The 12,770-nt window shown below is 75.1% G+C and carries 9 protein-coding genes; 3 read left to right on the forward strand and 6 right to left on the reverse strand.

Features of this window, described 5'->3' with window-relative positions; translation table 11 throughout:
• Positions 1-21: 21 nt before the first annotated feature.
• The 5 genes from ACIBO1_RS14725 to ACIBO1_RS14745 all read right to left on the reverse strand — a co-directional run bounded on the left by ACIBO1_RS14725 (position 22) and on the right by ACIBO1_RS14745 (position 9,007).
• On the reverse strand, positions 22-2,700 hold the full coding sequence (locus ACIBO1_RS14725; protein ID WP_396745942.1) for an ABC transporter permease: 2,679 nt from the start codon (positions 2,698-2,700) through the stop codon (positions 22-24).
• Positions 2,697-5,894, reverse strand: coding sequence for an FtsX-like permease family protein (locus ACIBO1_RS14730; RefSeq protein WP_396745945.1), 3,198 nt, complete (start codon positions 5,892-5,894; stop codon positions 2,697-2,699). The genes ACIBO1_RS14725 and ACIBO1_RS14730 overlap by 4 nt, the downstream gene beginning before the upstream one ends.
• Before the next feature lie 125 nt (positions 5,895-6,019).
• Positions 6,020-6,709, reverse strand: a complete 690-nt coding sequence (locus ACIBO1_RS14735; protein ID WP_396746144.1) for a thymidine kinase — start codon at positions 6,707-6,709, stop codon at positions 6,020-6,022.
• Positions 6,710-6,818: 109 nt separating this feature from the next.
• Positions 6,819-8,216, reverse strand: coding sequence for an MFS transporter (locus ACIBO1_RS14740; protein WP_396745948.1), 1,398 nt, complete (start codon positions 8,214-8,216; stop codon positions 6,819-6,821).
• 23 nt (positions 8,217-8,239) lie between these two features.
• A complete protein-coding gene (locus ACIBO1_RS14745) occupies positions 8,240-9,007 on the reverse strand; it encodes a glycerophosphodiester phosphodiesterase (protein WP_396745951.1) in 768 nt (255 codons plus the stop codon).
• Between the two features lie 121 nt (positions 9,008-9,128).
• Between ACIBO1_RS14745 and ACIBO1_RS14750 the strand changes: the two genes are divergently transcribed.
• From ACIBO1_RS14750 to ACIBO1_RS14760, 3 genes are read left to right on the forward strand one after another with little or no spacing between them, the layout of a single operon-like run.
• On the forward strand, positions 9,129-9,809 hold the full coding sequence (locus tag ACIBO1_RS14750; protein ID WP_396745954.1) for a hypothetical protein: 681 nt from the start codon (positions 9,129-9,131) through the stop codon (positions 9,807-9,809).
• Positions 9,806-11,482 (forward strand): hypothetical protein, encoded by a 1,677-nt coding sequence (locus ACIBO1_RS14755; protein WP_396745957.1) that lies wholly within the window; start codon positions 9,806-9,808, stop codon positions 11,480-11,482. Before ACIBO1_RS14750 ends, ACIBO1_RS14755 begins: the two co-directional genes overlap by 4 nt.
• Positions 11,483-11,500: 18 nt before the next feature.
• The gene (locus ACIBO1_RS14760) at positions 11,501-11,860 is read left to right on the forward strand and encodes a hypothetical protein (protein WP_396745960.1); all 360 of its coding nucleotides are present in this window, start codon (positions 11,501-11,503) and stop codon (positions 11,858-11,860) included.
• A 67-nt stretch (positions 11,861-11,927) separates the two neighbouring features.
• On the opposite strand, the gene ACIBO1_RS14765 is transcribed toward ACIBO1_RS14760, so the two are convergent.
• Entirely contained in the window at positions 11,928-12,707 is a 780-nt protein-coding gene (locus tag ACIBO1_RS14765) for a lysophospholipid acyltransferase family protein (protein WP_396745963.1), read from the reverse strand.
• Positions 12,708-12,770: the final 63 nt, after the last annotated feature.

Below are 12,770 nucleotides of genomic sequence, written 5' to 3' on the forward strand. Positions count from 1 at the left end.
GATCCGCTCGCTGACGCTCGCTCATGGGTTCTCCTCTCCCAGGCGTAGCACCTCGCCGAGGCGCATCCGCCGGTTCACCAGGTTCTCCACCACCAGACCGGCCAGCAGGCCGAGCACCACCAGCGCCAGCACCCCGCCCACGACCAGCGGGTCCAGGTGGTCGCGGATAGGGACCCCGGGAGCGAACGCGGCCAGTCCCAGGGTCGGACCGAGCAGTCGGGGCAGGGCCACCCCCACCGCCGCGCCGGTCAGCGCCGCGACCACCACCAGCGGCACCAGCTCGTACACCAGCAGCCGCCGACCGCCCGCCGCCGACAGCCCCAGGGTGCGCAGCCGCGAAAGCGTCCGGCCCCGGCCGGCGGCGTCGGCGACCACCGCGAACCCGACGGCGAGGACCGCCAGCGCGGTGCCACCGGCCGCGCCCACGGTGAACGCCAGGGTCAACACCTCGTTGGCCCCGGTCCGCTCCAACCCGTCCCGGTACGCCTGCCGCGTCTGCAGGGCCGCCGGCACCTGGGCCCGGGTCACCTCCCTGCCGAGCACGTCGGCCTGTCGCCGCCGTTGTTCCTCGTCGGCCACCGCCAGCAACCGCGTCTCGTCGACGCCGTCGGTGGCGAGCAGGTACCGGTTGGGCACGATCGGGGTGTACTCGTACTCGGGCAGCGCCTGCCACGGCAGCACCACGAACCGCTCCACGCCCAATCCCACCCCGGGGAAGGCGTCGGCGATCCCCGCGACCTGGAAGGCGTACCGCCGACTCTGCACGTCGGCCACCGCGCCGTCGCCGACCTCCGCCGCCACCCGGGGCGACACCACCGCCGGCACCGGCCCGTCGCCACGGGCCGCGTCACGCAACGCGGCCGGCACGTCGACGTCCACGCCGCTGCGCGCCACCACCTCGGCGAACGCCGGAGCATCCACCACCAGCACCCGGGCCTGGCCGAGCTGGCGTGCTGCCGGACCGCTGTCGGAGAACAGCCGCCGGTTCGACTCCACCCACACCCGGGCCAGCGCCTGCACGCCGGGCACCGCGCCGAGCGCGTCGGCGGCGTCCGGGGCGAAGGTGTACCCGGTCAGCCAGGCGTCGGCCGGGATGCTCAGCGTGGCGGCCCGGTCCCGGGCGTCGGCCACCGTGGTCGTCACCACGCCACCGAACACGCCGGTGCTGACCGCGACGATCAGCACCGCCAGCGGCCCCCACGCCACCGGCGTACCCCGGCCGACGCGGGCCGCGCCGAGGAACAGCATCGCGCCCCGGGCCCGGGTGGCGAACCGGCCGACCAGCCGCAGCGGCCACGGCAGCAACCGGATCGCCACCAGCGCGGCGGCGACCGCGACCAGCACCGGCACCGCACTCAGGTACGCGTCGACGCCGCCGGCCGCGTCCAGGCCCCGGCGGCGTAGCAGCACCACGCCGAGCCCGGCGAGCACCAGCACGCTCGCCTCCAGCGTGAGCCGACGCGCGCTCGGACGCTGCGCCACCACGTCCGCGCGGCCGGCGACCACACCGACCCGCCGGTGGGCGAGCGCCGCAAGCACCGGCACCACGACGGTGGTGAGCACCGCCAGCACCGGCACCGGCCAGGGCAGCCCGGTCGAGCGGCCCGGCACCGCCGCCCCGGCCAGAGCGCCCAGCAGCACCGCGAGCGGCTGCACGGGCACCGCCTCGACGAACAACCGGCGACCGATCGTGCCCAGCGAGGCCCCCCGCGCCCGCAGCAGCGTGAGTTCCGCCCGTCGACGTCGTACCGCGAGCCGGGCCGCCAGCACGATCAGCCCGAGCAGGCTGGCCAGCAGCCCGGTCTGCACGACGGCCAGCAGCGCCCGGACCGACCGCAGTTCGTCGGCGAAGCGCACCAGCGCGGTGTCCAGTGAGGTCTGCACCAGCGCACCCGGGACCGTCTCGGCGCGGCGGGTCTCGGCCACCGCCGCGGTGACCGCGTCGAGCACGGCGGTGTCCAGCCGCTGCTCGTCGAGCCGGTACCGCCAGCCGCTCACCGCCGGCACCCCGGCACCGGCCGAGATCCGGTCCATGCCGGCCCAGTCGGTCACGCCCGCCACCACGTACGGGTCGCCGTCGAGCAGCGGCACGGTCGGGTTCAGCGCCGGCCGCAGGTCGTCCCAGACCGGGTCGGTGGCGTCCCGTGGCGTGAACACCCCGACGACGCGTACCGACGCCTGCCGGTCGCCGCCCCCGAACCGCAGGTCGGTGCCGGGTCGCAGGGACAGCACCTCGGCCACCTGCACCGACACCGCCAGCTCGGCCGGGCCGCCCGCCTGGGTACGCGGCCACCGGCCGTCGGTCACCTCGGCCGCCTCCTCGACGCCGGTCTGGGCGCGTACCCCGAACTCCTTGCGCGCGCCGCCGTCCATGGGTGGTTCGTCGCCGCTGGCCAGCAGCACCGCCGGGGCGATCGAGGAGGCGTACCACCGGTGGTCCACCAGGGCGGGCAGCGGCTGCGGCAGCGCGGCGGCGTACCGGTCCAGCTCGGCCTGTCCGGCCTCGGCCGGTGCGGGACGCGCCACGCCGAAGGAGATGTCGCGGACCAGGTGCGGAAGGTCCACGACGTCGGCCCGCAGCCCCCGGTCGGCGTACCCGTCGGCGAGTCGCGGCGCGGCGGTCACCAGCAGCGCCGCGACCAGCCCCAGCAACGCCAGCAGACCCATCTGACCCGCGTACACCCTGATCCGGCCGATCATCGGGTCTCTCCGTCCGTGACGGTCAGGCGACGGCGCATGCCGGTGGAGGCGGCGGCGCTGAACGCCAGTGCCAGGGCCAGCAGGCCCACGCCGGTGGCGAGCACCGGGGGCCAGTCGACGCTCAGCAGCGGTGGCGGGTGCGGGCGTTCGGCGGACGGCGTCAGGATCACCAGCGGTGCCATCGTCGCGGCGACCCCGACACCCACCAGCAGGCCGACCAGTACGCCCATCCCAGCGAGGAACGACTGCTCGGCCAGCAACGACCGGGCCACCAGGCGTCGTCCGGCGCCGAGGGTGTGCAGCACCGCCAGCTCGGTGGCCCGGCGTCGCGCGGTGGCGCTGACGTCCACGGCCACGCCCACGGCGGCCAGCAGCACCGCAGCCAGCGCGGCGGCGAACAGCGCACCTCGCGCGCCCACCCCGAACGGGTCGCGGGCCAACTCGGCGGCGACGTCCTCGCGGGCCAGCACGGTCAGGCCGCCGAGCGCGCCGGCCGCCTCGGCCACGCGCTCCGCCTCGCCGGGCCGCACGGCCAGCCACCACTCCTGCGGCGACCGGACGAGCCCGTGGTCGTGGAAGAGTCGGGCACCCAGCGAGGGCAGGTCGACCAGCAGCGCGGCGTCCTCGGCGTCACCGGGCAACGCGGCCACGACGTCGACCACCACCACGTCGACCTCGGCCCCGCCCAGGAACAGCCGGGTCTGCGCGCCCACGTCCAGGCGCAGCGCGTCGAGGGCCGCCGTGGTGGCCACCACCGGCACCCGGGTCGGGTCGGCGGTGCGGGTCACGGCCAGGTGCAGCGGGGTACTGCGGGCGAACCAGCCGCCCGGCACGTCCCGCGAGTAGCGGGCGGTCAGCCCGGCGTCGGAGGCGGTCGCACCGGTGGCGGCACCGGTGCGGTCGACCAGGTGCCAGGAGCCGTCCGCGGTCAGCGCGACGGGGGTGCCGGGGGAGTCGTCCGGGCTGGCCCGCAGGTCGGACAGCCGCCAGTCGAGGCTCGTCCGTGGTGCCCCGAGGGTCTCCGTGGCGAAGCCGGCCAACCGCCACGGGCCGGGGCCGGGCGGCAGGTCGACGGCGAACCGCAGCGGTGTGCCGTCCCGGTCGCCGGTGCCCAACGCCAGCCTGCGGTGCGTGTCGTGCGGGTCGAGCAGCACCACGTGGTGGCGTACCGGGGAGTTCGTCTCGGTGTCCTCGATCCGGGTGCTCACCTGCCCGGTCAACCGCCGGGTGCCCTCCGGCAACACCGTGCCGGGCGCCTCGACCCGGCCGGCGGTGAGCGTGTCGAGCAGGTCGGCGGTGGAGCCGCCGGCCAGGTCGGCCCGCAGTCGCACCACCGGGCCGGCGGCGTCGGCGTCGACCGCCAGCATGGTGGCCGGTGCGGCGGCCGGACCGAGTCGTACCGTGTCGCGCCAGGCCGGCAGCGGCACCTGCACGCCCGGCAGCCCGGCGAGCTGGTCGGCCCGGTCGGCGGCGGCGGAGCCGTTGACCTCGGTGAGGCGCAGGTCCGCGCCGACCAGGTGCGCGGCCTGGTCGTCCAGCGAACGCCGGGAGGTGCCGGCCAGGGACCAGGCGAGGGTGCCGACTGCCACGGCGAGGGCCAGCAGCAGCACCGGTCCGGCGTGCGGTCGTCGCCCGGCCTGCCAGGTGCCGAGCATGACGGCCGTCCACGGCTTGCGGTCCACCCATCGTTCGGCGAGCCGGACCAGCGGCGGCAGCAGCCGCAGCGCCAGCACCGCGCCGGCCAGGACCCCGAGCGTGGGTGCGGCGGCCAGCAGCGGATCGACCCCCAGGTCACCGCCCCGGGACCGGGACAGCGGGGAGGAGTAGCGGCTGAGCTGGTACCAGGCGAGCAGGGCCAGCCCGACCAGCAGCACGTCCAGGCCTGCCCGCTGCACCATGCCGCGACGGCTGGGCCGGGAGCGGCTGGCCAGGTCGGCGACGTAGCTGTCGCCCCGGCGCAGGCTCGGCCCGATCATCGCCAGCGCGCAGCCGGCCGCCGCCGCCCCGGCGACCAGCCACACCGTCGCGTCGGGTACGCCGCCCGGTCGCAGCGACACCGCGGTGAGCCCCGGCAGGCGGCCGGCGAGCCCGAGCACCTGCCCGGCGAGCAGCGGGGCGAGCACCGCGGCGGGCAGCACGACCAGGGTGGCCTCCCGGGCGGTCAGCCCGGCCAGTTGCCGACGGGCGGCACCCCGGGCCCGCAGCAACGCGGTCTCACCCCGGCGGTGCTCGGTGAGCAGCACGGCGACGAGCAGCAACGCGTACCCGCCGAGCACCGTCACCAGCAGCATCGGGGTGACCAGCGCCGACCGGCCGACGAGGGTGGCCTGTTGCAGCCGGCGTACCAGGCTGGCCAGGTCGCTGGTGGCCATCGCCGACTCGCCGAGCCCGGCCTCGGCCGGGGTGCTGGTGGTGATCCGGCCGGCGGCCTCGGCCAACCGGTCCAGGGCGGTGGGGCCGACCGCGGTCAGGTCGGGTTCGACGAGCCAGCCGGCGGACGCGTTGGCCAGGAAGTGGGTGAGGAAGTCCTCGCGGGCCACCGTCATCGGCCCGTACGTGGCCGACTGCGGCAGCGCGCCGGTGGCCGTCTCCGGTGCCAGCCGCCAGTACGCGTCGTCCGGGTCCAACGGCGTGAACAGCCCGGTGACGGTCACCTCGGTGATCCGCCCGGTGAGCCCGTCGGTGATCGGGACGCGGTCACCGACGTCGACCCGGAGGGTGTGGGCCGCCGCCTCGGCGAGAGCGGTCTGCACCGGCTCCGCGCCGGCCTGCGGCCAGGTGCCGGCGGCCAGCCGGGCATGCGCGGGCAGGTCGTCGAGGAACATCACCGACGCGTACGTGGTGCCGGTGCGGTCGGCGACGGCGTCACCGGTGTCGCCGCGCAACTGCCGTCCGGCCGCGTACCCGGCGCCGGTGACCTGGGCGGGCAACCCGCCCAGGTCGGTGTCGACCTGGGCGCGGAGCGCGGTGTCGCGGTCCCGCAGCGCGTCGGCGGTCCGCCCGGCGGAGGCCCGCACCAGCAGCGACCGTTCCGCCGCGGTGGCCCCGGCGAGCACGTTGCGGGTGCCCGAGTCGACCACGTCCCGGTTGTAGGCGGCCAGGCCGGTCAGCGCGACCGTCGCCACCAGTGCCGCTCCGGCCGCGGCGAGCAGCAGGCCCTTCGTGCCCCGGGCACGCCGCCACGCGAACCTCATCCGTCCTGTACCCCCGCCGGTCCGCGGGCCGGTGTGGCCCGTGTGCGCAACTCGTCACGCACCAGGAGCGGCGGGCCCCCGGGAAAGGTTCGCAGCAGTGATCGTTTCGTTATCCGGGGTGTCGCTCAGGACTCGGTCCAGGCGGTGGCGCGCGGACCGAGGTCGCCGCTGCGGTGGTGGCGTCGGCACAGCACCTGGTAGCGCACGTCGGCGTCGTCGACGGTGTCGCCGATGACCACCTGCTCGCCCTCGCGGACGATCCGCCCGCCTGCGACCCGGGCGTTGAGCAGGCCCTCCCGGCCGCACCAGCAGAGCACCTCGACCTGGATCCGGGCCACCGAGTCGGCCAGCTCGAACAGCCGCTGGGCGGCCGGGAACAGGCAGGACCGGAAGTCGGTGGCCAGCCCGAAGGCGTACACGTCGACGTCGTAGCTGTCGACCAGGTCGGCCATCTGCTCGACGTGCTCGACGGAGTAGAAGCTGGCCTCGTCGCAGATCAGGTAGTCCACCCGTACCCCGTCGGCCCAGGCGTCGCGGACCAGGGCGCGCAGGTCGAGTCCGTCGGTCACCTCGATCGCCTCGTGGGCCAGACCGATGCGGGTGGTGACCTGCGGGCCGAGGGACCGGTCGATGCGGGTGGTGACCAGTCCCCGGCGGCCCTGCCGGGAGTGGTTGTAGTTCATCTGCAACGCCATCGTGGACTTGCCGCAGTCCATCGGGCCCCAGTAGAAGCGCAGCGCGGCGGCGTGCGCAGGCCGCCCGTCGACGCCACGGGCGGCCACGCACCCACCCGAGGGGTCGCCCGGACCGGCCATCCGGGGGCGGGCCAGGCAGGTGGGTACGGGGTCTGCGGCGCTCGTCACGGACCGGCAGCCTAGCCGATCGACGGCGCCCACCGGTCCACCGACGGCCCGCCGGTGTGCCTCACAGCACCCGTGGCGGCGTGTTGCCGGCGGCCACGATCGCGCGCCGGATCGGCACCGCCAGCAGCAACAGGAACCCGACCACGAAGAAGATCAGCAGGGAGACCAGACCCACCCGGTAGGAGTTGGTGAGCTGGAACACCAGACCGAACGCGAGCGGCCCCAACCAACTGGTGCCCTTGTCGCTGATCTCGTAGAAGCCGTAGTACTCGCCTTCCTTTCCGGCCGGGATGAGCTGGCTGAACAGCGACCGGCTCAACGCCTGGCTGCCGCCGAGGACCAGACCGATGGCGGCGCCGAGCACCATGAACGGCAGCGGGGCCTCGGCCGGCAGGCGGAACGCGCCGAGGATCACCGCGGTCCACAGCACCAGGCTCAGCAGGATGGTCTTCCACGCGCCGATCCGCCCGGCCAGCCAACCGAGGCCCAGCGCGCCGCCGAACGCCAGGAACTGCACCAGCAGGATCGTCACGATCAGGGTGCTCTGGTCCAGCCGCAGTTCCTCGGTGCCGTACTGGCTGGCCAGGGTGATGACGGTCTGAATGCCGTCGTTGTAGACCAGGAACGCCAGCAGGAAGAACAGCGTCAACGGGTACGCCTTGATCTCCCGCAGGGTGCGGCCCAGTTGCCGGAAGCCGTCGGTGAGCACGTTGCCGCCGGGACCGGCGGCGACCGCGGCGGCGGTGGGACGCTCACGCAGCCAGCGCAGCGGCACCAGGGTGAACACCGCCCACCACACGCCCGCCGAGACGATGGACCAACGGGCCAGGTCGAGGGTGCGTTCCGGGGTGCCGTTGTCGAACGACTGCACCGCGACCAGGTTGAACGCCAGCAGCAGGCCACCGCCGAGGTAGCCCAGCGCCCAGCCGCGACTGGAGATGCCGTCCCGCTCGTCGGGCCCGCCCAACTGCGGCAGGAACGAGTTGTAGACGACGATCGCCGCGCCGAAGCTGATGTTGGCGATCATGAACAGCGCGCCGCCGAGCAGGTACCGGTCGCCGGTGACGAAGAGCATCCCGATGGTCGCGCCGGCGCCGGTGAAGGCGGTGGCGGCCAGCAGCCGCTTCTTGTACAGCGAGCGGTCGGCGATCGCGCCGATCACCGGCAGCACGAAGACGGTCAGCAGCACCGACAGCGAGATCAGGTACGGGTAGTACGAGCCGGCGGCCACCTTGATGCCCAGCGGGTAGACGTACCCGCTGCAGTCGTCGGCGCCGAGCTGGCAGCCGGCGGCCATCTTGGCCACGCTGGTCAGGAACGGCCCGAGGAACACCGTGATGACGGTGGTCTGGAAGGCCGAGTTGGCCCAGTCGTAGAAGTACCAGCCGGTGCGCTCGCGGCGCGTGCTGGCGGGTTGCGGGGTGTCGTCCTGCGCGGCAGGGGTCGCCGTCTCGGCCATGTGGGGTCCTTTGCCCGGGGTGTTCAGGCGGCCCAGTGGCCGCGGCTGCGGTAGACGTCGCGCAGCACGCCGACGTGGTCGGTCATGATGCCATCCACACCGAGATCAAGTAACTCGTGCATCTCGGCAGGTTCGTCGATCGTCCAGACGTGCACCTGCAACCCGAGTCGATGGGCGGTGCGCAGCAGGCGGCGGTCCACCACCGGGATCCGGCCGAAGCGCACCGGCACCTGCGCGGCCACCACGGACGGCGGTAGCCGCACCGGCCGACCGGTCAGCGAGGCCCAGCGCAGCCGGGCCACTCCGCGTACGCCGAGGCTGGTGGCGACCCGACCGTGGGTGAGGGCGCGCAGCCGGGTCAGCCGGGCGTCGCTGAACGAGGCGAGCAGCACCCGGTCACCGGCACCGGCCCGGGCCACGGTGGACACCGTCGGTGCCACGCCGGGGTCGGACTTCACGTCGATGTTGAAGCGCACCTGCGGCCAGGCGTCGAGGACCTCGTCCAGGCGGGGCACGGCGGCGGCCCCGCCGACGCGTACCGTGGCGAGGTCGGCCCAGCGCAGCGCGGACAGCCGCCCCCGCTGCCCGGTGAGTCGTTCGAGGGTGTGGTCGTGGAAGACCACGGCGACCCCGTCGGCGGTGCCGTGCACGTCGGTCTCCACGTACCGGAAACCCAGCTCGACGGCGCGGGCGAAGGCCGCCGTGGTGTTCTCGTCGCCGTCGGCGGCACCGCCCCGGTGCGCGAAGGCCAGCGGCGTCGGGGCGTCGAGGTACGGGTGACCGGATGGCACGCAGCGCAGTATGCCCGGCGCCGGTGGCCTGCGGACGACCGGCCGGTGACCGGCGCGTGCCCACCGAAGGTGCCGGATTCCGGACAGTGATCGGGTCGATGCGCTTCGCGACGGTCACCATGTGGCAGTGATGCCGTGGCAGCCGTTCTCGCAGCCCGGGTCGCCGACGGCGCCCCGGTCGACGCTGACCGCGCATCCGGTCGACCCGCTGCCGCCCCGGGTCACCCCACCGGACGAGTCGCCGCAGCCGCGCCGGACACCGGCCGGCGCCTGGCTGTTCGTGGTGGTCGCGCTGGCCGCCGGCAGCCGGTGGGGAGCCGAACTGCTCGGAGGCTGGGCCGCCGACCTGCCCACCGCCGAGGGGCCGTCGGGGCTGGCGGCGGAACTGCTGCGGGCCCTGCTCCACGGCCTGACCTGGGCCCGGTGGGAGCTGGAACCGGAGCGGTCGTCGATGGTCGGGTACTGGCTGTCGGAGAACCTGCGCACGCTGTTCTTCGTCGCCGGCACCGTGTGGCTGCTGCGCTGGCTGGCGACCCGATCCGCACCGGCTGCGGCCTACCGGGCGTACGCGGTGCTCGGCGCGGCCACCGTGACGGCGGTGCTCGCCGCGTTCGCCGGAGGCCTCGTCGGCCTGCTGGTCGTCCCGGACGATCTCGTGCTGCACGGCGACCCACGGTGGTGGGTGGACACCACGATCACCGGCGCGCTGCTCGCCGGCCTGGTCTACGGCCCGGCACTGGCCGTGGCCGCGATGCGATCCGAGGCGCGTCCGCGCCGGGTGGACGGGGGATGGCCGGGATGACCGGACGTACGGATCCGCCGGTGGTGCCGGGACAACGCCCGTCGTCCCCGCCGGTGACCAGCGAGGCGACCCGCTACCTGTGCGTGGCCGCGCACACCGACGAGCGGTTCGCCGAGCGGGTGCTCGACGAGGTGCTCGGCGACGAGTTGCGGGCGGTGGCACCCTCGGTGGGCTTCGACGTCTCGCCGGTGCTGCGGCACTGCCTGGTGGCCCGCCACCGGCGTCGTCGCCGGGACCTGCGGCTGTTGGTCTTCGGTGGCCTGGCGGTGCTGCTCGCCCCGCTGTGGACCCTGTTGGTGATCGGCGCGATGCGGGTCGGCACCTCTTTGACCCCGTTCCGCCCGACCCGGGAGCGGATGCTCGGTCCGCTGTTGGGCATGATCGTCGTCGCGTTGAGCGCCCTGGTCCTGCTGATCCGGTTCCAGATGGTCACCGTCGTGGGGTCCAGCCCGGCCGGGTGGCTGATCGGGCGGCCGTGGCTGGCGTTGCCGGCCGGGATCGCCGCGTTCCTGGCACTCGCGATCCACCTGCACGGCACCCGCTGGCTGTTGGTGACCCGGTTGCGCCGGGACCGGTTCCTGGCGACGGCGCCCGACGAGGTGTCCCTGCCGTCCCGGTACGCCGACCGGCTGGCCGCCGTCGACGAGGCGCAGCACGGCAACGTCACCGTCTACGGCGGGTACGTGCCGTTCGTCGGGCACGGCACACCGGTGGCCGGGTGGTCGTTCGCCCTGCCGATCCGCCCGGCCGAGCACGTCACCGGGCTGAGCCGACCGGAGCGGCCGGAGCCGGCCCCGTTCACCGTGCTGGAGCTGATCGACCACGTACGCGGGCGGCTGGCCTCGCTCGACGCCGGCCTGGGGGCGGACCGGCTGGCCGGGCTGACGCTGGAGGACCGGGTCTTCGTCGGCGGCCACCTGCTGACCGGCGACCCCCGGCTGCTGCCGGACCAGGAACGGGCGCCACGACAGCGCTTCACCCCGGAGGAGATTCGCCAGGTCGCCGCGAACCCGCAGGGCGCGGCCCGGCACTACCTGTGCGCGCTGGTGCCGTCCTGGGGCGCGGAGGTGGTGGCGGGCACGTTCCTGCACTTCTCCACCGACGGGAAACTGCTCTATCTGGAGTGCGCCCGCACGGTGCTGGAGCCGCCCCGGTGGGCTTACCACGAGGTGGACCGGCTGACCGACTGGATGTCGGCGCGGCAGTTGGTGCAGATGCTCGCGGTCGCCACCGACCGGCTGGTGCCCACCGCCGTCGGTGCCGCCGGCCGGTTGCTGACCGACCTGGGTCACGCGCTGCGGCACCGGGCGCGACAGGCGCGGCTGCGGCGGTTGGCCCGCGAGGACCTCGGGTACGACCACGGCGCCCGGGTCGGGGTGCGGGAGTTGGCGACCGGCACCGACTACCACAACTACTTCCAGGTGCTCGACGCGGCGAAGCACCTGAAGGTGGTGGAGCGGCACGTCCTCGCCGCGATCGTGGACTTCCTCGACGAGCGGGGCCTGGACACCGCCGAGTTCCGCAGCCGCCAGATGACGATCCTCAACCAGGGCATCGTCCAGACCGGCGGCCTCAGCGTGGTCGGCAACCAGGCGGTCGGGTCCGGTGCCCGGGCCGAGCAGCACGGACCGTCGGCACCGGCCGGTGGCGGTGAGCGGCCACGGCCGGCATGAGACACAGGGGAGAGGCGCATGTCGGAGACGTCGGCGAACTACGGCATCCAGCAGTCCGGCGGGGTCAGTCAGGTCGGTAACCAGGCTGTCGGTCCGGGCGCGTCGGCGGTCGGCGGCGCGCTCTGGGCGACGGCGCCCGGCGTGGACGTCCCGGCGCTGGTGACCCGGCTCGTGGAGGTGCTCGACCGGCACCGGGACGAGTTGGACGCCCCGGCCCGCGCGGTGGCCACGGAGCTGCGGGCGCAGCTGGCCCGGCCGCATCCGGAACCGGCGCGGGTGACGGCGTTGTTGCAGCGCCTGGCGGCTCTGGCGACGCCGGTCGCGCCGGTGGCCTCGGCGGTCACCGAGGTGCTGCGCGCGATCCAGCAGGCCGGCTGATCCGCGCCCGACCGGGCTGACTGATCCGCGCCTGACAGGCCGACGGCGCGCACCGCGCCCGGGCGGGTCAGCCGGTGGCCGGGCGACGCCGGTGGGAGCGGCTGGTGTCCACCGGCCGACCCGGGTCGACGTGCCGGGGCCGGTCGGGTTCGTCCGGGCGCAGCGGCACGAGGGTGTCGGTGAGGGCGTCGATGATCCGGTCGGTGGCCTGGCGGGCGACGCCGGGCGTACCCGCACGCAGGTCGGCCAGGTCGACCGGGTCGCCGAAGTGCACCCGGACGGTGGGACGGCGGACCAGCGCGCGGGCGACGCCGCCGAGCAGACCCTTGGGCGACCGGTACGGCAGCACCTCGTGCGAACCCCACTGCGCCACCGGCACGACGGGGGCGCCGCAGGTCAGGGCGAGCCGGGCGGTGCCGGTCTTGCCGCGTTCGGGCCACAGGCCCGGGTCGAGGCCGATCCGTCCCTCGGGATAGACCAGGATCGGCGCGCCCCCGGCGACCGCGGCGGCGGCGTCGTCCAGGGCCCGGTGTACGCCGGTGGTGCCCCGGTCGACCCGGATGTGCCCGGCGCGCCGCATGGCGGTGCCGATCACCGGGGCGCGGAACAGCCCACCGGTGGCCATGATCCGGGGTGCCACCCGGCGGCTGCGGCAGGCGGCGGCGAGCACGATCGGGTCGAACGGGCTGATGTGGTTGGCGGCCAGGATCAGCGGCCCGTCGCGCAGGTGCGCGGGGATGTCGCCGGTGACCTCCAGCCGGGCCAGCGCGCCGACCACGACGCGGGCGAGCGTCTGGGCGGTACGCCAGATCAGCGGCGGCTGCCAGGGGGAGTGGGCGTGGTCCACAGCCGGTGATGGTCGCACGGCGGGACCTGCCTGCGCCGGACAGGGGGCCGCCCGGCGGAGGTG

This window comes from Micromonospora sp. NPDC049903 (genome assembly GCF_044460945.1).
Lineage (GTDB): Bacteria > Actinomycetota > Actinomycetes > Mycobacteriales > Micromonosporaceae > Micromonospora.